General features: G+C 62.9%; 17 protein-coding genes. 15 read left to right on the forward strand and 2 right to left on the reverse strand.

Going from position 1 to position 20,012, the window contains the following annotated elements:
- Position 1 precedes the first annotated feature (1 nt).
- The 7 genes from epsC to ACQ4WN_RS22905 all read left to right on the forward strand — a co-directional run bounded on the left by epsC (position 2) and on the right by ACQ4WN_RS22905 (position 6,932).
- The gene (epsC, locus tag ACQ4WN_RS22875; RefSeq protein ID WP_436553597.1) at positions 2-988 is read left to right on the forward strand and encodes a serine O-acetyltransferase EpsC; all 987 of its coding nucleotides are present in this window, start codon (positions 2-4) and stop codon (positions 986-988) included.
- A gap of 7 nt (positions 989-995) precedes the next feature.
- Positions 996-1,220 (forward strand): helix-turn-helix domain-containing protein, encoded by a 225-nt coding sequence (locus ACQ4WN_RS22880; RefSeq protein WP_034784364.1) that lies wholly within the window; start codon positions 996-998, stop codon positions 1,218-1,220.
- A 104-nt stretch (positions 1,221-1,324) separates the two neighbouring features.
- Entirely contained in the window at positions 1,325-2,254 is a 930-nt protein-coding gene (locus tag ACQ4WN_RS22885) for a family 2A encapsulin nanocompartment shell protein (protein ID WP_426073255.1), read from the forward strand.
- Complete coding sequence (locus ACQ4WN_RS22890; protein ID WP_436553598.1) at positions 2,229-4,034, forward strand: family 2A encapsulin nanocompartment cargo protein cysteine desulfurase; 1,806 nt, start codon at positions 2,229-2,231, stop codon at positions 4,032-4,034. Before ACQ4WN_RS22885 ends, ACQ4WN_RS22890 begins: the two co-directional genes overlap by 26 nt.
- 156 nt (positions 4,035-4,190) lie before the next feature.
- Positions 4,191-4,910: a sensor histidine kinase gene (locus tag ACQ4WN_RS22895; protein WP_436553599.1), complete on the forward strand. Its 720-nt coding sequence runs from the start codon at positions 4,191-4,193 to the stop codon at positions 4,908-4,910.
- Between the two features lie 11 nt (positions 4,911-4,921).
- Positions 4,922-6,652 carry a response regulator gene (locus ACQ4WN_RS22900; protein ID WP_436553600.1) on the forward strand — a complete coding sequence of 577 codons (1,731 nt, stop codon included), beginning with the start codon at positions 4,922-4,924 and terminating at the stop codon, positions 6,650-6,652.
- A complete protein-coding gene (locus ACQ4WN_RS22905; protein WP_244517498.1) occupies positions 6,642-6,932 on the forward strand; it encodes a hypothetical protein in 291 nt (96 codons plus the stop codon). The genes ACQ4WN_RS22900 and ACQ4WN_RS22905 overlap by 11 nt, the downstream gene beginning before the upstream one ends.
- Positions 6,933-6,953: 21 nt before the next feature.
- Here ACQ4WN_RS22905 and ACQ4WN_RS22910 read toward each other — a convergent pair whose 3' ends face one another.
- Positions 6,954-7,685, reverse strand: coding sequence for a PhaM family polyhydroxyalkanoate granule multifunctional regulatory protein (locus tag ACQ4WN_RS22910; protein ID WP_436553601.1), 732 nt, complete (start codon positions 7,683-7,685; stop codon positions 6,954-6,956).
- Between the two features lie 149 nt (positions 7,686-7,834).
- Between ACQ4WN_RS22910 and ACQ4WN_RS22915 the strand changes: the two genes are divergently transcribed.
- The 7 genes from ACQ4WN_RS22915 (at position 7,835) to ACQ4WN_RS22945 (ending at position 16,744) form a co-directional block, all read left to right on the forward strand.
- The gene (locus tag ACQ4WN_RS22915) at positions 7,835-8,953 is read left to right on the forward strand and encodes a DUF3108 domain-containing protein (RefSeq protein ID WP_436553602.1); all 1,119 of its coding nucleotides are present in this window, start codon (positions 7,835-7,837) and stop codon (positions 8,951-8,953) included.
- The gene (locus ACQ4WN_RS22920; protein ID WP_436553603.1) at positions 8,954-9,718 is read left to right on the forward strand and encodes a DUF3108 domain-containing protein; all 765 of its coding nucleotides are present in this window, start codon (positions 8,954-8,956) and stop codon (positions 9,716-9,718) included.
- Between the two features lie 244 nt (positions 9,719-9,962).
- Positions 9,963-11,345, forward strand: a complete 1,383-nt coding sequence (locus ACQ4WN_RS22925) for a hypothetical protein (protein ID WP_436553604.1) — start codon at positions 9,963-9,965, stop codon at positions 11,343-11,345.
- The gene (locus ACQ4WN_RS22930) at positions 11,338-12,072 is read left to right on the forward strand and encodes a hypothetical protein (RefSeq protein WP_436553605.1); all 735 of its coding nucleotides are present in this window, start codon (positions 11,338-11,340) and stop codon (positions 12,070-12,072) included. The genes ACQ4WN_RS22925 and ACQ4WN_RS22930 overlap by 8 nt, the downstream gene beginning before the upstream one ends.
- Before the next feature lie 8 nt (positions 12,073-12,080).
- On the forward strand, positions 12,081-14,912 hold the full coding sequence (locus tag ACQ4WN_RS22935; RefSeq protein WP_436553606.1) for an ATP-binding protein: 2,832 nt from the start codon (positions 12,081-12,083) through the stop codon (positions 14,910-14,912).
- A complete protein-coding gene (locus ACQ4WN_RS22940; RefSeq protein WP_436553607.1) occupies positions 14,912-15,931 on the forward strand; it encodes a DUF4424 family protein in 1,020 nt (339 codons plus the stop codon). Before ACQ4WN_RS22935 ends, ACQ4WN_RS22940 begins: the two co-directional genes overlap by 1 nt.
- 12 nt (positions 15,932-15,943) lie before the next feature.
- A complete protein-coding gene (locus ACQ4WN_RS22945) occupies positions 15,944-16,744 on the forward strand; it encodes a hypothetical protein (RefSeq protein ID WP_436553608.1) in 801 nt (266 codons plus the stop codon).
- Positions 16,745-16,753: 9 nt separating this feature from the next.
- Here ACQ4WN_RS22945 and ACQ4WN_RS22950 read toward each other — a convergent pair whose 3' ends face one another.
- A complete protein-coding gene (locus ACQ4WN_RS22950; protein ID WP_436553609.1) occupies positions 16,754-17,272 on the reverse strand; it encodes a CcdC protein domain-containing protein in 519 nt (172 codons plus the stop codon).
- A 184-nt stretch (positions 17,273-17,456) separates the two neighbouring features.
- On the opposite strand from ACQ4WN_RS22950, the gene ACQ4WN_RS22955 reads away from it, so the two are divergent.
- Positions 17,457-19,964 carry an alpha/beta hydrolase family protein gene (locus tag ACQ4WN_RS22955; protein ID WP_436553610.1) on the forward strand — a complete coding sequence of 836 codons (2,508 nt, stop codon included), beginning with the start codon at positions 17,457-17,459 and terminating at the stop codon, positions 19,962-19,964.
- Positions 19,965-20,012 lie beyond the last annotated feature (48 nt).

Here is a 20,012-nt window from a genome sequence, read left to right on the forward strand (position 1 = left end):
CATGAACCAGCGAGCCCTTCCCCCTGCCTCCCTTGTCGCGCAGCCGCAATGGGAACTGCACCAGATCGTCGATGAATTGCGCGCCGTGCGCGCGCAGTGGCGCGAAGGATTGGCCAGCAACCAGGAGTGCGGCGCGCGCGAATTCCCGTCGCGCCAGCATTTGCGCGATATCGTCGGCGCCCTGTGCGCAGCCCTGTTTCCCATGCGTCTTGGGCCACTCGACCTGCAGCAGGAGAGCGAGGATTTCTTTGTCGGCCACACGCTCGACACGACCTTGACGGGCCTGCACGAACAGGTGCGGCGCGAACTCAGTTACCACGCGCGCCAGCACGGCTTGCAGCAGACGGTGTCCATCGAGCAGCAGGCGCTGGCCATCGTGCAGCGCTTCGCCCGCGCGCTGCCGCGCATCCGTGCCCAGCTCGACACGGACGTGGCGGCCGCCTTTCATGGCGACCCGGCCGCGCACAGCGTCGATGAAGTGCTGCTGTGCTATCCGGGCATCCTGGCCATCATCCACTACCGCCTGGCCCATACCTTGTATGCACTGGGCGCGCCGCTGGTGGCGCGCATCATCGCCGAAGTGGCCCATTCGCAGACGGGCATCGACATTCACCCGGGCGCCATCATCGGCAGCAGCTTTTTCATCGACCATGGCACGGGCGTGGTGATCGGCGAGACGGCCATCATCGGCGAAAGGGTGCGCATTTATCAAGCGGTCACGCTGGGCGCCAAGCGCTTTCCCGCTGGCGCCGACGGCGTGCTGAAAAAGGGCCTGGCGCGCCATCCCATCGTGCAGGACGACGTGGTCATCTACGCGGGCGCGACGATCCTGGGACGGGTGACCATCGGCCAGGGCTCCGTCATCGGCGGCAATGTCTGGCTGACCCGCAGCGTGGCACCGGGCAGCCATGTCACGCAAGCGCATAACCAGCAGGAGGCAGCGGATTTTCCAGCGCCATCCCACCCCGCTTTTGCCCACCACCCATGAGGACAGCATGTTGATCAAACAGTTTGGACTGGCCGTGCGCCAGTTGCGTGAAGGGCATGGCTGGTCGCAGGAGCGGCTGGCCGAAGCAGCCGACTTGAACCGCTCCTTCATCGGCGAAATCGAACGGGGCGCCGCCACGCCGTCGCTGCTGACGGTGGAAAAGCTGGCCGGCGCGCTGGGCATCGGCCTGGCGGGATTGATGGCCCGCTGCGAACCGGAGCTGGTGGATTAAAACGCCGCGTTGATGGCGATAGCATGTTGAGAAGACTGGGGAGGCGTCCGATACTTTATTCGTTTTTCAGATAAGCAAATTCACTTTTCTCATCAGGAGTAGTCATGGCAGAAGCAACAGAGAGCCAGTTCGCGCTGGGCGATAACGCCGCGCGCCAGCTGGCCAATGCAAGCAAGAGCGTCCCCCAGTTATCCACGATCACGCCGCGCTGGCTGGTGCACCTGCTGCAATGGCTGCCCGTGGAAGCGGGTATCTACCGCCTGAACCGCGTGAAAAATCCGAAGGATGTGCGTGTGGCCTGCTCGCAGCGCGACGAGTCGGAACTGCCGCAAACCTTTGTCGACTACGACGAGCAGCCGCGCGAGTATTTTCTCAATGCCGTCAGCACGGTGCTCGACGTGCACACCCGCGTGTCGGACCTGTACAGCAGTCCGCACGACCAGATCAAGGAGCAGCTGCGCCTGACCATCGAAACGATCAAGGAGCGCCAGGAAAGCGAATTGATCAACAATCCCGATTACGGCCTGCTGGCCAGCGTGCATGACGACCAGCGCATCTTCACCCTGACGGGCGCGCCCACGCCGGACGACCTCGACGAACTGCTGACGAAAGTGTGGAAGGAACCGGGCTTTTTCCTGGCGCACCCGCTGGCCATTGCCGCTTTTGGGCGAGAGTGCACGCGCCGCGGCGTGCCGCCACCCACCGTCAGCCTGTTCGGTTCGCAGTTTTTGACGTGGCGCGGCGTGCCGCTGGTGCCTTCCGACAAACTGCCCATCGAAGACGGCAAGACGAAGATCATTTTGCTGCGCGCGGGCGAACAGCGCCAGGGCGTGATCGGCCTGTTCCAGCCTGGCCTGGCGGGCGAGCAAAGCCCGGGCCTATCCGTGCGCTTCATGGGCATTAACCGCCACGCGATTTCGTCCTATTTGATTTCGCTGTATTGCTCGCTGGCCGTGCTGACCGACGATGCGCTGGCCGTACTGGAAGACGTGGAGATCGGTAAATACCATGACTACCCAGACACCTACAAGTGATGGCGCGGCGGGCTTGCCTGCCGTCCCGTTTTTACCCGATGAAGCGACCCTGAACCGACTTGCAGGCGAATTCTTCGCGCGTTTGCCGGGGTTGCCCCCTGCGTTGGATAAATCGCCCAGCCTCGGTGGTTCCGGCAGCGTGCTCGATGCGGCGCCCCGCTATGCCAACCGTCCGCCGCCGCAGCCCGGTCCTTCGTTCGCGGCCATCGCCCCCGGCGTGGCGACCGCGCAAGTGCCGCCCGTGACGGCGCCACTGGAGTCGCCGATTGCACCGGCGCCTGCTTCCGTGCCGACGCCACGGCTATCCGCCCTCAGTGCACCGTCGCCCTACTATTTTGTCGGCGGCGCGCATGGCTATCCTGTGTCGAACGGCAAGCTCGATGGCCTGGCACAGCAGGGCTTGGGACAGGCCGCTCCCGACGATTTGCGGGGACAGTTTGCTACGCCGCAGCGCTCGCCCGCGCGCCAGCTGCCGGCATCGCCGGCTATCAGCCCGCCCGCGTTCTATTTCCAGACCGAGCTGTCGTCCGCGACGAAACCGGGCCAGCACCAGGCGTCGGCGCCATTCGACGTGCATGCGGTACGGCGCGACTTTCCCGTGCTGGCCGAACGGGTCAACGGCAAGCCGCTGGCCTGGTTCGACAATGCGGCCACCACGCACAAGCCGCAGTCCGTGATCGACCGGGTGTCGTATTTCTACGCGCACGAGAATTCGAACATCCACCGCGCCGCCCACGCATTGGCAGCGCGCGCCAGCGATGCGTACGAGGCGGCGCGCGCCAAGGTCGCCCATTTCCTGGGCGCCGCCTCGGCCAATGAAATCATCTTCGTGCGCGGTGCCACGGAAGGCATCAACCTGATCGCCAATACCTTCGGGCGCAAGTACATCGGCAGCGGCGACGAAATCATCGTCTCGCAGCTCGAGCACCATGCCAATATCGTGCCATGGCAGCAGCTGGCGGCGGAAAAGGGCGCGACCCTGCGCGTGATTCCCGTCGACGACAGCGGGCAGATCATCGTCGATGAATTCCGCAAGCTGCTCAACGGGCGCACCAGGCTGGTGTCCGTGACGCAGGTGTCGAATGCGCTGGGCACGGTGACGCCCGTGGCGCAGATCATCGCGCTGGCGCATGCGGCCGGTGTGCGCGTGCTGGTCGACGGAGCACAGGCGGTGTCGCATCTGCGCGTGGACGTGCAGGCGCTGGGTGCGGATTTTTACGTGTTTTCGGGGCATAAAGTGTTCGGCCCGACGGGCATTGGCGCCGTGTATGGCAAGGCCGACTTGCTGGAGCAGCTACCGCCATGGCAGGGCGGCGGCAACATGATCGCCGACGTGACGTTCGAGCGCACCGTCTACCAGGGCGTGCCGAACCGTTTCGAGGCGGGCACGGGCAATATCGCCGATGCCGTGGGCCTGGGCGCGGCCATCGATTACGTGCAGCGCATCGGCCTGGAAAACATTGCCGCCTACGAGCACGCGCTGCTGGAATATGCCACGCAGCAGTTGCAGGCGATTGCCGGCGTGCGCCTGATCGGCACGGCATTCGAGAAGGCCAGCGTGGCGTCGTTCGTGCTGGCCGGTTACGAGCCGGCGGAAGTGGGGCGCGCCCTGAACGACGAGGGCATCGCCGTGCGCTCGGGCCACCACTGCGCCCAGCCGATTTTGCGCCGCTTCGGCGTGGAAGCGACCGTGCGGCCATCGTTCGCCTTCTACAATACGTATGAGGAAATCGACCGCATGATCGCGGTGGTACGCCGCCTGGCGGGTGCGCGCCGCTGACCTTGCCAACTTGTCATCCTGATGCCGCCCCGGCGCAAGCGGGGCGGCATTGTTGCGTCAAGTCACCGTCTTTGCGCGCGGCTGGCTGGCATCGGCATGCTGGCGGTATAATTTATCCTTGGCAATATTGAAGCTGCGGCCCCAAGGAGATATCCGGTGGAAGATCAACACAGCTCGCCCGAGCTTTTCCTGTTCCTGGCGTCGACCGTGCACGACATGAAAAATTCGATCAGCGTGGTCAGCGGCACGCTGGAATCCTTGCTTTCGGCCGAGCAGGCCAAGCCTGGGCCACAGGCCGACCCCGCCTACCTGCAAATGGCGCAGATGTTGTACCAGACCAAGCGCCTGAACGATAACCTGATCCAGCTGCTGGCCCTGTACAAGGAAGTGGGCAAGCCCGGTTACCCCTTCGACGTGCAGCCGCAACTGATGAGCCAGGTGGTCGACCAGGTGGTGGACCAGGAAAAGATCCTGCTGGCCTCGAAAGGCATCCGCCTGGAGACGGCTTGTCCGCCGGAGCTGATCTGGACCCTGGATGAAGACCTGGTCATCGGCGTGCTGGCGCATGCCATCAACAACGCCATCCGCTACACGAAGGACACGATCCGCCTGTCCGTGCGCCAGGTGGACGCCCTGCTGGAGCTGCGCGTGGAAGACAATGGCGACGGCTATTCGCAGGCCTTGCTCGATGCGGGCAGCGCGGCTATGGATGGCATGGCGGCCGGCGTGAATTTTTCCACCAACAGCACGGGACTGGGCCTGTATTTTTCCAGCGAAGTGGCAAAGATGCACAAGCACCGGGGCAGTAGCGGCAGCATCGCCCTGGAAAATGGCGGCGCGCTGGGCGGCGGCTGTTTCATCCTGCGCCTGCCCTGAACGAGGAATTCATGACGACAGACAGCCACGCCACTGCCGCCGAAGCGGGCAGCACCGACTGGGCCGACAAGCATTATCTGCTGGTCGATGACTTCATCGGCATCCGCATCCTGCTGCGCGAATCCTTGCGCAACCTGGGGGCGCGCCATATCGACCAGGCGGCCAGCGGCGGCGAAGCCATGAAGCTGCTGACCAAGACGCGCTATGACGTGGTGCTGTGCGATTACAACCTGGGTGAAGGCAAGAATGGCCAGCAGGTGCTGGAAGAGACGCGCGTGCGCAACCTGACGGCGCCATCGAGTGTGTGGCTGATGGTGTCGGCCGAGAAAAACGTGGAATCGGTGATGGGCGCGGCCGAGCATCAACCCGACGCCTACCTGATCAAGCCTATCACGGAAGGCGTGCTGTTGACGCGGCTGAACCGCGTGTGGCACAAGAAGCAGGTGTTTCGGGAAATCGACCAGGCCTGCATGGAAAAGGACTACCTGCGTGCTGCCAAATTATGCGACGCACAGATCGAGGTCAACAAGCTGCACGAGCTGGAACTGCTGCGCATGAAGGCCAGTTTGCTGCTGAAAAGCGGCGAGCCGGAAAAGGCCCGTGCCGTGTACGAAAAAGTGCTGGCAGAGCGCGATTACAGCTGGGCCAGGGCTGGCCTGGGCAAGATCCGCATGAATAACGGCGAGCACGAGGCGGCGCGGCAGATATTCCAGGGCGTGATTGTCGAAAACAAGTACTACATCGACGCCTACGACCAGATGGCCGTCGCCTATCAACTGATGGGCCAGCACGAGGAAGCGTGCGGCGTGCTGGAAAAAGCGGCACGCCTGTCGCCCAATTCCGTGCCGCGCCAGCGCAACCTGGGGCTGGCGGCCTTGAAGGTCGGCAATATCAGCATGGCGGAAAAGGCTTTCCGCAAGTGTATTTCCATCGGCGAGTTTTCCGTCATGAAGACGCCCGACGCCTACCTGGGACTGGCGCGCGTGTGCGGCTTGAAGAAGGATGCCAAGGAAGCGCTGCAATGGCTGCTGCTGGCGCAGCGCGAATTCTCGCCCGAGCAAATTGGTTTACGGGCGAAAATCACGGAAGGCATGGTGCACCACGAAACGGGCGATTACCGGCGCGCGCGCAAGTGCGGCGACGAACTCGAAGCCATGCTGCTTGACGACCCGGCGCGGCCCGACAAAAGTATCTGTATGGAACTGGCCACCCTGCTGTTCGCCGTCGGCGTGAAGGATGCGCCGTCCGGCCTGCTGTGCTACGTGGTCAAAAATAACCACGACAACCAGGTGGTGCAGGATGAGGTGCAAAAGATCTTCGACAAGGCGAAGATGGGTGACGAAGGCACCAGCCTGATCATCGCTTCGCGCAAGGAAGCGTCGGACTTGATGAACAAGGGCGTGCTGCTGTGGAAGACGGACAAGCTCAACGAGGCGGTCGCCTGGATGCGCGCGGCGCGCGAAAAACTGCCCAACAACCTGCGCATCCTGTTCAATTCTGCGCAAATCATCGTGTCTTTCCTGGAACAGCGTGGCTACCAGGCGACATTGGCGGCCGAAGCCATGGGAGTGTTGTTGTATGTAGACAAAATTGCACCAGGACAGCAGCGCTTCGCGCAATTGATGGAGCAACTGGTGCAACTGACGCCGCCGCCCGGGCCGGAAGTGGCCGTCGAGGTGACGGAAAAAGCGCCGCCGGCGCCGGAAAAAGGGGGAAAATCCGTGCGCGAGCGTGCTGGATGATAAACTAGGGGCCAGCGTGGGTTCGCCCGTGCTTGAGTTGCTTTACAACAATAAGGAAGAAACTATGCGTGATGTGGTCAATGAAGTGTACAAAAAAATGAAGGTCGGCAGTATTGCCTGGGTACGCCCGGTCGCCGCCAAGGGAGACACGCTGGAAACATTCCAGTCTTCGTACGAGCACGCCAAGGCGCTGGCCGACGAAGGCCTGATCACGATCGGTGACGTAAAACGCCAGGCCGACAACATGATCGAGGCGATCCGCATTCATCGTATCGCCTGATCATATCGCCGGCTTGACGCGTCAGGCCTTGCCTGGTGCTTTGGACTTGGGCGCTGCGCGTTTCGCTGGCGCCTTGCGCAGCGGGGCCTTGGCCTTGGCTGCCGTGCCTGCTTCTGCAGGCTTGGTGGACTTGCTGGCCGCTGGCTTGGCCGTCGCGCCAGCCGCTCCACCGCCAAAACTGGCCGCTGCCGCGCTGGCGGCGTCGGGCGACATTGCCGTCGACACCGCCTGCTTGAACTGATCTTGTAACAAATTCCACCAGGCACTTGGATTGGCCAGCTGGGCTGCTGCCTGGCTACCGGCATCGCTGGGCGCTGCCCCAGCCGGTTCTGGCGCGGGAGCAGGTGCCGGTTTCGGTGCCGGCGCTGGCGCTGGCGCCGCAGGTGTCGCCTGCTGGAAAAACGCGGAAGCGTAGGGCACCGATTCAAACACGGTTTTCTCGCTGGCGCCCGGTTGCGTGATGGCTGCCGCCAGCGAAGCACCCATTGATTTCAGGGTGGCGATGGTGCCGCGCTGTACTTCCAGCGCCTGGATACTGCCGCGCAGCATGCTGGTATTGAGGTTCAGCCATGCTTCGACGGCTTTCAAGTCGCTGATTTTCTTGTCCAGTTCTTCCACCGACATGGTGGGCGCCGTGATGCCTGGCATGCCCATGCCGGGCACGCTCATGCTGCCCCACAGGTTCTTGACGAAGTCGAGGGTATCGGTCACAACTGCTGCGCCCGGTATTTGGGGCATTTGTGGATTTGCCATGCGAAATCTCCTGGTAGGTGGATGTCCCTAGCGTAGCAGATATCAGCTTGCAACTGACGCAACGCTGCCAACATTTTCTTACATAAAACATCAGGAGTTGAGCGCGGGCAAGAAGCGGAAAGCGGAGGGAAAGCGTTACACTACGGCCTATGATGCCTGACTCCTTCTTTTCGCGCCCGCGCCGCCGTACCGTCATTTTTGTCGCGGCCATCGGCGCACTGCATTATGTGGCGCTGGAGTGGCTCACCTCGCATGCGAGCATGGTGCCGCTGGGACAGGACCATACGCAGGTGGTCAGCATGGCACTGATCGCCGAGCCACCCAAGCCCCGGCCGGTGCAGGCACCACCGCCGCCGCCCGAACTGCTGCCCGTGCCCAAGCCCAGGCTGCCGCCACCGCCGCCACCGACGGAGCTGGCGTCGAGCGACGCGCCCCAGTGGACGGCGCCCGCCAGCGATGTGCCGGAAGGCCCGGCCACGTCCGAGCCGGCCGCGGTGGCTGCCCCTGCCATGACGGCGCCCGCGCCAGCCGTGGCGGCCGCGCCCGCGCCGGCCAGCGCGCCGCCACCGGCCGTCGAGCAGGCACGGCACTACAAGACGAATGCGCCTGCTTCGGCCCAGTTCGACCTGCATGTGGACCGGCGCGATGCGGACGGTACCAAGTGGCAGGGCGTGGCCTCCATGGCGTGGGAAAACCGGGGCGATACGTATCAGCTGAAACTGGAAGTGGGCTTGAGCATGCTGATCACGCGCATCAACCTGCTGGTGCTGACCAGCGAGGGCATGATCGATACCAGCGGCATCGTGCCCGTCACGGCCACGGAGAAACGCAAGGGCCGCGCGCAAACGGCCACGCATTTCAACCGCGACGCCAAGAGCATCACGTTTTCGGCCTCGACGGCCACGGCGCCATGGCAGGAGGGGGCGCAGGACAAGGCCAGCGTGCCGTTCCAGCTGGCTGCCATCGGCCGCGCCGACGTCAACCAGCTGGCCGGCAATATCGATATCCTCGTCGGCGAGGAAAAGGAAGCGACCGTGTTCCGCTTCCAGCTGCTGGGCGAGGAAGAACTCGACACCAAAATGGGCCGCCTGGTGACCTGGCATTTGCGCCGGCCACCGAAGCCCGGCACCTATTCGTCGCAGCTCGATATCTGGCTGGCGCCGTCCATGCAATGGTATCCGGTACAAATACGCAATACCGAAGCGAGCGGGGCGCTGACCACGCAAACCGTGACCCAAATTCGCGTCAATGACGCTACAGGAAAATAAATGACTACTTTGACTACGTTGAAACGCGTTTTGCTCGCCAGCTTGCTGGCCGCCACCTTGTCTCCCGCCATGGCCGACGCGCCTGTCGAGCATCCCGTCATCAAGCGCCCGTACAAGCTGGCGCCATCGGCAGACCTCGTCTACTCGATCAAGGCCAGGCAGCGCGGCATCGGACTGTCCGGCGAATCGGTCAGCAACTGGCGCGTGGGCGAGGGCAAGTATTCACTGCTGGCCGAAACCAAGGCTGCCCTGTTCGGCAAGATCCTGGAGCAGCGCAGCGAAGGCACGGTGGACGATTATGGCCTGGCGCCCTTCCAGTTCGTGGAAAAGCGCTTCCGCAAGGATGCCGTCACGACCACCTTCAAGCGCGACAGCAAGACCATCGTCTTTGGCGAGGGCGATGAAACCTATCCGCTGAAAGGCGGCGAACAGGACCGCAACAGCGCCGTCTGGCAACTGGCCAGCGTGGCGCGTGCCGCGCCCGAGAAATTCGTCCCCGGTTCGGAATGGGCTTTCTTCGTGGCCGGCGCGCACGATGCCGAACCGTGGACTTTCAAGGTCGTCAAGGAAGAGCCGGTGGCCACGGGCATGGGGGAAGTCGCCGCCATTCACCTGGTCAAGGCGCCGCCGCCGGACAAGAAGGGCCAGCAAGTGGACCTGTGGCTGGCACCGTCGCTGGAATGGTATCCCGTGAAGGTGACGTTCGCCGATGCGGATGGCGGCGATTATGTCGAGCAAACCTTGCAGAAGATCATTAAAAAGTAAGTGCTTGCTGTCATATCAAATATCGTTTTTATCTATTTTTCACCCCTAACGGCAAATGCTGGGGTCCGTCCTGACAGATTGGAATGCCTTCCATTGGAAGGCATTTCCCCAGCCGGGTCTGACCCCGGATTTCCGCCGCTGGCCAACAGTCAAATTGCATGTCAGAACTGATATACTGACGCCCCCGCCCCGCAGCGCCGCGTTAGCCCGCTGCGTCGCCCGCTGAACACTCATCCGGAAAAGAATGATTGATATAATGGCAAGTGCAGCCGTGGCTACGGATGCAAATCAGACAGAGCAAGAGCATCACGATTCCTTGCAGGCGCATTTTCAGCCCAATATTTCGGCCGATGAAATCGAGCAAGTTTTTCATTTGAAGCGGGCGCAGCCCTTGCTGCAAGTGTTTACGGCTCTGTTTCACGGCGGTTTCGATGGCGTGCTGGTGCGTCTGCTGGTGTTGCGCGAGCTGGCGTCCGATGCGGCCACGTCTGCCTACACGCGCGCCGATATCAACACGAAACTGGCGTATCTGTTGCCGGAAAGCCTGGAAACGGTGTTGCTGCGCCTGCGCTCGAACCAGTTGCTGGCCTGGGATGCGCAGCAGGGCGTGTACCGCGTCACGCCCATGGCGCGCAATGTGCTGTCTGCCATCGACAGCTTGCTGGGCCTGGGCCAGACGGAAGACGAAGCGGAAATGGGCTTTTTATTGTCGCAGGTGGCGGGTGCGCAAGCCGTGGGCGGCGTGTCGGTCGAGCAACTCCAGCATTTGCTGGGGCGCCTGGTGGATTTGACGGAAGAATTCTCGGACGCCATCGCTTCCGGTTCCGAATTCCGTCTGCGCACGGCGCAGGCGAAGTGGAACATGGCGTGCGACTGGGTGGAGAAGGGTTCCGAGATTCTCGTGGCGATCACTTCCGATGAAAATGCGGACAGCGCCACGCACAAGGCGGCGCAGGCGATCGGCCGCGCGCAAAGTAAATTGTTGAACATGCAAGGCATGTTTTCGCGCGCGCTGAACCAGATCGAGCGCCAGCGCGTGCACCTGGGGCAGTCCGGCCTGTCGACGACCGACATCAAGCGCTGGCTCTTGTTGCATGAAGATCTGGCCAGCCTGGCCGAGGGCGCCATCGACCAGCCTGTCGTGCCCCTGTTCTCCACGCCGGCCGAGATGATCGACGTGGCCGAAACGGAACTGCTGTCCGAACGGGCCGCAGGCGTGATCAACACGGGCCTGCCCAGCGGCGAAGATGCCCCAACCACCATCAGCGACGGACCCGTCATGCAGCTTGAACTCGATGACTTGCTCGAACGCCTGTCGAACTTCGCCAGCCTGGGCAATTTCCCCAGCATAGTCGAAGAAGGGCCGAAGTCGGTGCCCGTGCAGGATTCCCTGCTGCCGGCCAGCTTTGCCGTGGCGTCCTACCGCGCATCCATGCTGCCGCTGCTGGGCGATGTGTCCGAAGCGAGCTTGCAAGGCTCGACGGCCGAACTGGCCCGCTTGCCGATTACCTTTACACCGACCGACGAGATGGTCCAACTGACCGACCCCCACGTGGCGGCCATGTCGATCGCCTCGCTTTCACTGAATGTTTCACTTGATTTAGATAGCGGCACAGCCGATGAATGACGATTCCCAAATCCTGATTGCGCGCCTGCTCACGCATCAAACCCTGCGCCGCGACGACAAGCTCGTCAAGCGTGTGCTGTCGGACGAACTGTTCCGCGCCGAAATCGATGCGCGCCTGCTGGCCTGCGGCTTGAAACTGCTCGACAATGTGTATGCCGACCATGTCACGCTGGCCCTGACGCGCACCATCGAGCCGAAGATTTTCGGCGCGCGCGACGTGTGGCAAAACAATAATTTCGGCCTGGCACGCGATGGCGTGGCCTTGCTGGTGGTGCTGTGGGCGCAGATTATCCTGCCCAAGCGCGAACGCCAGGAAACGCACCAGCATGCGGATGATGACCAGAACGATATGTTTGGCACGGAAAAGCCGCTGCCGCGCGCGGAAGACGCATCGATCGGCATTTCCTACAAGGCGCTGCTGTCCGACTTCGGCGACAAGCTGGGCAAAAAGACGCGCATGGACATGAATTTGGGTACCCTGGCCAAGCTGGGCTTCATCGAGCGGCGCGGCGACTTTATCCTGGAAGGTCCGCTGCTGGATCTGATGATGGATACGGACGTCCTGAAAGAGCGCATCATCAACGGCGCCCTGGCCGACGTATTCAAGCGGGCGCCCGCGCGCCTGGTGGCCGTCGACCCCGATGCCGACCTGGCAGACGACCTGTCCGCCGACATCGGCGACTTGCCCGACGCCAGCGACGAGCCCGCGTCCGACCTTCCTCACTGAAAGCCCCCATGTTTCATATCAAATCACTTGAACTGGTGCACTGGGATTACTGGCAGCGCATCAAGAATATTCCGCTCGACGCGAAGATCATCACCATCGCGGGGCAGAATGGCTCGGGCAAGACCACCTTGCTTGACGCCTTGCGCACTTTGTTCGGCCTCGACTGTTCGATGGGCCGCACGTACAAGCACTATGCGCGCCACTCGGGTCAGCAGACGGCCTGGCTGCGCGCCGTGGTCGACAACAAGAACGTGGGCAAGCAACTGTCGAACCGCCCGTTCCGCAGTTCCGGCTTCTTCAGCGACGATGAAGTGACGCTGTTTTGCCAGATCCAGAAAAATGGCGGCGACTGGAAGCGCCAGTATCTGATGCGTCCGGGCAATGTGCAGATCGAAGACATCACGGACGCCAACGACTGGCTGGGCGTGGAAAATTACCGCAAGCGCCTGGCCAATGCGGGCCTGTCGCCCGCCATGTCGAAAGTGCTGGCGCTGGAGCAGGGCGAAACGGACAAATTGTGCGAATACGCGCCGCGCCAGCTGCTCGACCTGGTGTTCCAGGTGTTTGGCGACAAGGAAGTGCTGGACGCCTACGATGAAGCCAAGCGCCACCAGCGCGATACGGAAGTGGAGCTGAAGCGTTTCGAGACGGAACTGGAAGCGTCCAAGACCAACCTGGAAGGCTTGCGCCTGCGCGTGGCCAATTACCACCAGTGGGAAAGCCTGCACAAAGAGCGCCGCAACCTGCTGGAAGAAGTGCTGCCCAGCCTGCAATACCACGAGGCGCGCGAGAAGGCGGCCACGGCCAGCCGGCAGTTGCGCGATGCGCGCAAACCGATGGCGCAGGCGGACCAGCAACTGACCGACAAGCGCAATGCGCTGGCCGCGCAAGCCAAGGCCCTGTCCGACGCGCAGATGAACGAAACCCTGCTGGAGCAGGAATCCATTGGCCTTCAGAGTCGCCTGTCGCTGATCAATGCCAAACTGAAACCGCTGGACAGCCTGCTGGAACAGAAGGACCGCCTGCACAAGCTGGCGGCCGACTCGGGCAGCGATATCGCCGAAGTGGCGGCCCAGCTGGAACAGAAGGAAGCGCAATTGCTGCAGCAGCGCCAGCAGCGCGACGCCCTGTCGGCGCGCATCGCGGGCGAGCAGGCCACGATTGCCGCACTGCAAGGCAAGACGGCCATGCCGGAGCCGGACAATGTGCGCGGCATGCGCCGCGCGCTGCGCGACGCGGGCATCGCCCATGCCATGCTGTCCGACATCGTCGAAGTGACGGATAGCCGCTGGCAGGGCGCCGTCGAAGGCGTGCTGGGCGGTTACGCCTCGGTGGTCTTGCTGGACAAGGCCAAGGATGCGGCCGCTGCCTACCGCCTGGCCGAGAAGGAACGCTATCGCCACTTCATCGTGCCCGAGCTGGTCACGGCGCCGGTGGCGAAGGACGAGAGCTTGCTGGCCGTGGTGAAATTTTCCGCGCCCGTGCCAAGCTGGCTGATCGAGCAGCTGTCGCGCATCGCGCGCGTCGATTCCGTGGAAGCGGGCTTCAAGCTGGGCAACCACGAAGAGTGGATCACCCCCGAGGCGTATCACCGCGAACGCCGCGGCGGACGCTCTCTGTTCGTGGAAGCGTCGCGCTACCGCTTCGGCCAGGCTGGCCGCAGCGGCCGTCTGGAAGCGCTGTTGCGCTCGCTGCCGGGCCTGGAAGGCCAGGAAGACACGCTCACACTGGCGATCTCGAAACTGGCGGCCGAAGTGGGCGCCTTGAAGGCGCGCATCGCCGGCGTCGACGCGGCCAAGGAACTCAGTGCGCGCCAGGATGAATTCGCCGAAGCGCTGCGCAATTCGAAGCCGCTGAAGGAAGAGCGCCTGGAAGTGGGTGGCCGTTTGGGCGAGTTGCAAAACCTCACCAAGAACGCCACCGTGGCGCGCACGCGTGCCGATACCGTGTGGCAAAACGCGCGCCTGGCCCTGTCCGAAGCGGAAGCCGGTTCGCGCCTCGGCTACAAGAAGCAAATCGAGCAGCGCGCCGAGCATGCGCGCGCCTTGCTGGCCTTGCGCCATGCGTGGCGCCACTTGCCGAAAAGCTGGCGTCGTCCCGCGCGCCGCGCGGCGCTCGTGGCCGAGCACCAGAATGCGCACCAAGTCGACCTGCGCGTGGCCAGCCTGCAAAACAGTCTGGCGCGCGACGACTGGGAACTCGACGCCACCGTCATCGACCAGCATCACCGCCTGTCGGACCAGCTGCATGGCCGCCAGTCGGAAACGGACGAGCGCCGCTACCAGAACAACCGCGCCATCGAAGCGACGGGCAATGCGCGTGGCGCCTACATGGAACGCTTGCGCTACACCATCAAGACTTACAGCAAGAACATCAAGGAGCTGGGCGAACTGGCCGGCATCGAAGTGCATGCCGACCCCGTGCGCCTGGAAAATGACGATGTGCAGCTGTCGCAGGCGGGCTTGCACGTGCGCTTCAAGTTCGACGGCAAGGGCGTGATCGGCATGAACGATGGCGAAGCGTCGGGCGGCCAGCAGGTGATGAAGTCGCTGGTGCTGCTGATCGGCTTGCTGAAATCGGAAGACGGTTCCGGCGGCTTCGTCTTCATCGACGAGCCGTTTGCCCACCTCGATATTCGCAACATCCAGCTGGTGGGCGAATTCCTGAAAAACACGGAAGCGCAATACCTGATGACGACGCCGTTGACGCACAACACGGATGTCTACGATCCATCGGAGCTGACTTTGATTACGAGCAAGAAGAAAAAGGATACGCAATGGGCGCAACCGATTTTCGTGCTGCAGCGCCGGGTCGATCCCGTAGCGGGCAAGGCGGCGTGATGCGCTGCTTGCTGCTCTCGGCCGCGCTGGCGCTGGCGTACTCGGTGCCAGCGATGGCCAATGACGGCATCGGCTCGGTCAGTGCCGGCGGCATTATCGTCGGCAAGACCGATGCCGTAGCCATGAAAAAGGAAGTGCTGACTGTCAGCACGGACTTGATCAAGGTCGAGTACGAGTTTCTCAACGAATCGAAAAGCGATGTGGAAGAGACCATTATCTTCCCGCTGCCTGCCTATGAGGCCGGCTACCACCAGTCGCCCACGTACTATGGCCAGCCGCAGCAGTTCTCGATCGAGGTCGACGGCAAGCGCAAGGATTACCAGACGGTGCTGGTCGCCAGACTCGACGGCCGTGACGTGACGGCGCGCCTGGCGCAGCTGGGCCTGTCGGACGCCCAAGTCGCTTATTTCCCGTCGTTCAGCCCGTTCGAAAAAAAGGTGGCGCCTTTGAGCGCCGCGCAGAAAAAAGCCATGATCGCCGACGGCTTGCTGGCCAAGCTGTCCGAAGACGAAGAATGGGTGCCGGCCTGGTCAGTGACGGTGGTCTACCAGTGGCGGCAAACATTCCCGGCCGGCAAAACGGTGCGCGTGCGCCATCAATATGCCCCCTTCGTGGCCGCCGGCCCTGGTGCCTCCTACTTGGGTGAAGGCAAGGAGTTCGAACAAAAATATTGCGGCGACAAGGCTTTTTATGCGAGCTGGAACCGGCTGGCGAAAAAGCAGGGCGAGAGCGGTTTCGTCAATGCCAAGTGGGTTTCGTATATCCTGAAGACTGGCAACACCTGGAAGAACGGCATCGAAGACTTTACCTTGAATCTGGTCAAGGGCAAGCCGGATGAGCTGATCAGCCTGTGCTTTCCCGGCACTTTCACGAAGACCAATCCCACCACCTTGCAAGTCAAGCTGCGCAACTTCCGTCCGCAGCAGGATCTGAACGTGTATTTCGGCAATGTCGAGAATGGCAGCGAGAATACGGGCGAAGCGCCTGCGCTGCGCACCCCTTATTTGCTGAAGAAATAGAAAGATATCGCCTTGCCAACTGCAACTCTCAAGCGTCCTCTGCGTATCCTGTTGCTGGGGATGCTGCTTGCCGCGCCCGCCGCCTGGGCTGATAGCTATACCGATTTCCAGCAAGCCAGCGGCCAGCTGGAAGCGCTGATGGACAAGGCGACGCCGCAAAGCGGCTTGCCGCGCCTGGGCGACCCCGAGGTGGCGCAGTTGTTTGCGCACATCGCCGACCGCCCGCGCCTGCTCCAGGCGCCCGTCGCGGCGCTGCAGGACATGAACCAGAGCGTGGCCGTGTGCGAGCAGGTCATGCGGCTGGGCAAAGCATACTATGCGTTTGGCCTCTCATGGCCTTTGCCGCTGTCCGGCGTTGAGCTGCTGCAGGCGCGCAAGGACCAGATGACGCGGAACCTGACCAATTATGGCGATGAAATGAGCACCTTGTTTGCCTTTGGCATGCATTGCCATGCCCATTTGATAGCGCTGATTGAGCAGGAATTCAGTGCTCAGCCGGCCGATGCGGTGAGCGGGCCCGAGCGTGTGCGCGCGCGCGCCTTCAGCAAGGGTTCGACCAGCCTGTATGCTAGCGTGGTGCAGTTCGTGCTAGGGCCGTCCTGGAACGTGGCGCAAAAGAAGCGGATGCTGGAAGCGGCGGCGCAGCACGCCACGGCGAATGCCAATCTGATGGCGCCACCGTTGCGCGAGCGCATGCTGACCAGCCTGGCCGATGCGGACAAGGACCTCGATCCGGCCCTGGCGCCTGCGCTGGCGACGATACGCCAGGCGCTGGCGGCGACGACCTGTGAAGGCCTGTGCCAGTACTACTGACGGGATGGCTTACTCGGGCGCCTGCAGTGGCTGGTTGCGCTGGCGCCAGCGCAGCAGGCCCCACGCATACACGGCGTAGTAGCCGATGACGAGGCCGTAGGCAGCCATGGTCAGCGGGCTCTGGCCGAACGGTGGCGGCGGCACGGGCACGTCCTGGCGCGTGTTCAGGTAGATTTCCATGCCGCGGTACAGCAAGCGGGCGATGAACAGCATCGTGATCGTCAGGCCCAGGTAGCGGTGCTGGGTAAAGAAGAAATCCTTGCCAACCTGTTCGAAGCGCGTCAGTTTCAAGCCCAGCACGCCCAGCCAGCCACCGGCCAGCGCAGCCGCGCCCAGGCTGGACAGGGGCAGGACGTCGAATTTCGTCGTCGTTGCCAGGAACAGCAGCAGCGCGGGCAACGCGATCGCCGCGCTCCAGTGGCGCCACAGCTGCGATTTCTGGCGCGCCACCAGTTTCTTCAGGCGCGAATAAATGCGCCAGACCAGCAGCGGGACCAGGAGCAGCAGGGCGAGGGTGGTGGTTTCCATGTAGGCAATCGGGTACGGGTAAAACAGCGATTGTAAGCGAGATGGGGGCGGGCGGCGATGCTTGTCAAACAGCAAAAGTTGCTGGTTGACATTTACTTGACATGAACGCACTATGCCTTGTCACAAAATGCCGCCATGAGCGGCGCGCTCGCTGCTTGTCACCACCTTCCTGTACTGGAGTTTCATGTCTATTCGTTTGCCTTTGCTGCCTATCACTGTTGGCCTGATGGCCTCGTCCTCTCTGGCCATGGCGCAAGATGGCGGCTATCAAATGCCACCGGCGCCCCTGCAAGCCATCGTCGATGCGCCGCGCGCGCCGACCCTGAGCCTGAGCCCGAAACGCAATCTGGCCGCCGTGCTGCCCACGCCATCCTTGCCCAGCATCAGCGAAGTGGCGCAGCCAGAACTGAAGCTGGCGGGCCTGCGTATCAATCCGCGCACGTATGCGGCCAGCCGCTTCAGTTTCCACACGGGACTGGGATTGCTCGACATCGATACGCAGAAGGAGATCAAGGTCAGCGGCTTGCCCGCGTCGCCCCGCATTGCCGACCTGGCCTGGTCGCCCGACCAGCGCTACCTGGCGTTTACGCACATCGCCTTTGCCGATCCCGCCAGGGGCGTGAAGGAGTCCGGCGTGGAGCTGTGGCTGCTCGATGTGCAGACAAAAGCTGCGCGCAAGCTGGCCAATCAATCGCTGTCGGCCGTGTATGGCCGCGGCTTTTCCTGGATGCCCGACAGCAAGACCTTGCTGGTGCAGCTGAAGCCGGCCAAGCTGGGCGCGGCGCCCGTGGCGAGTGGCATTCCGGCGGGGCCGTCGATCCAGGACAGCGTGCCGGGCGGCGGAGTCAAGCAATTGCGCACCTATCCCGACTTGCTGAAAAACGAACAGGATGCGCAGCTGTTCGAACACTACATTACCGTGCAGCTGGCCTTGCTGGACGTGGCGGGCAAGCAGCGCCTGGTGGGCCAGCCGGGCCAGTTCTCGCGCGTGTCGGCCTCGCCCGATGGCAAGCACCTGCTGACGACCAGCATCGTGCGTCCGTATTCCTATATCGTGCCGGCGCATGACTTCGGCCACAAAATCGACGTACGCGACCTGAATGGCAAGGTGGTGCATGCGGTGGCGGCCCTGCCGCTGGAAGAAGGGCTGCCGCCAGGCAATGATGCCGTGTCCGCCGGCGTGCGCTCCGTCAGCTGGCGCGTCGATGCGCCAGCCACCCTGGTGTGGGCCGAAGCGCAGGATGGCGGCGACCCGGCCAAGGCGGTCGAGATCCGCGACATCGTCTACACACAGGCGTCACCGTTCACCAACAAGCCGGCTGTGCTGGCCAGGCTGGCTTCGCGCTATGCGGGTGTGGCCTGGGGCCGCGGCGACCTGGCCCTGCTCAGCGAAGCGTGGTACAAGACGCGCGCCGTCAAGCAGTGGCGCATCCAGCCGGATCAGCCGTCCGCCGTGGCGGGAACGCCTGGCGACCTCGTGTATGCCGGTTCCTTCGAAGACCGCTACAACGATCCGGGCCAGCCCGTCATGCGCGCGGACGCTGCCGGCTTGCCGCGCCTGCTCATCGCCGCCGATGGTTCCATTCTGCTTGACGGCCAGGGCGCTTCGAAGGAAGGCGACCGTCCCTTCATTGACCGCCTGAACCTGGCGACGAAACAGAAGGAGCGGCTGTTCCAGAGCGCCGCGCCGTATTATGAAAACGTGGTGGCCGTGCTGGACGAAGATGGCAGCCGTTTGCTGTCGACGCGCGAATCGCCGACCGAGCAGCCGAATTTCTTCGTGCGCAACCTGAAACAGCAGGGCGCCGCGCAATTGACGGCCCTCACGCATTTCCCCCATCCGTTGCCGCAACTGAAGGACGTGCAGAAAGAGCTGATCCGCTACAAGCGCGCCGATGGCGTGGACTTGACGGCCACCCTGATGTTGCCGCCAAACTACGACGTCCGCCGCGACGGTCCGCTGCCGACCCTGATGTGGGCGTATCCGCAGGAATTCAAGACGGCCAGCGCGGCCAGCCAGACCAAGGGTTCGCCGTACAAATTCAATGCCGTCAGTTACTGGGGCCCTGCCGCCTTCCTGTCCATGGGCTACGCCGTGCTCGACAATCCATCGTTCCCCATCGTCGGCAATGGCGAGCAGGAGCCGAACGACACCTATTTGCCGCAACTGGTGGCCGATGCCGAAGCGGCTGTCGATGAAGTGGTGCGCCGTGGCGTATCCGACCGCAACCGCATCGCCATCGGCGGCCACTCGTATGGCGCCTTCATGACGGGCAATTTGCTGGCGCACACGCGCTTGTTCCGCGCCGGCATCGCCCGCAGCGGCGCCTATAACCGCACCCTGACGCCGTTTGGCTTCCAGTCGGAAGAGCGCTCATTCTGGCAGGCGCCGGCCGTCTACCAGGCCATGTCGCCGTTTAACTACGCGGACAAGATCAAGGATGCGCTGCTGATGATCCACGGCGAGCAGGACAACAACTCGGGCACTTTCCCCATCCAGAGCGAGCGCATGTTCCAGGCCGTCAAGGGACTGGGCGGCACGGCGCGTCTGGTGATGCTGCCGAACGAGAGCCATGCCTACCGCGCGCGCGAATCGATCATGCAGATGCTGTATGAAAGCAACAACTGGCTGGAAAAATATGTGAAGAACGCCCCGCCGCCGGCCGCCGACGTCAGGCCGGCAGCGAAATAAGGGGTGCGCAGGGCGGGTGGCGCACATCTCGTGGTATGGTCTTCCTTT

Origin of the sequence: Janthinobacterium pasteuri (assembly GCF_051380775.1) — a bacterium.
Lineage (GTDB): Bacteria > Pseudomonadota > Gammaproteobacteria > Burkholderiales > Burkholderiaceae_D > Janthinobacterium.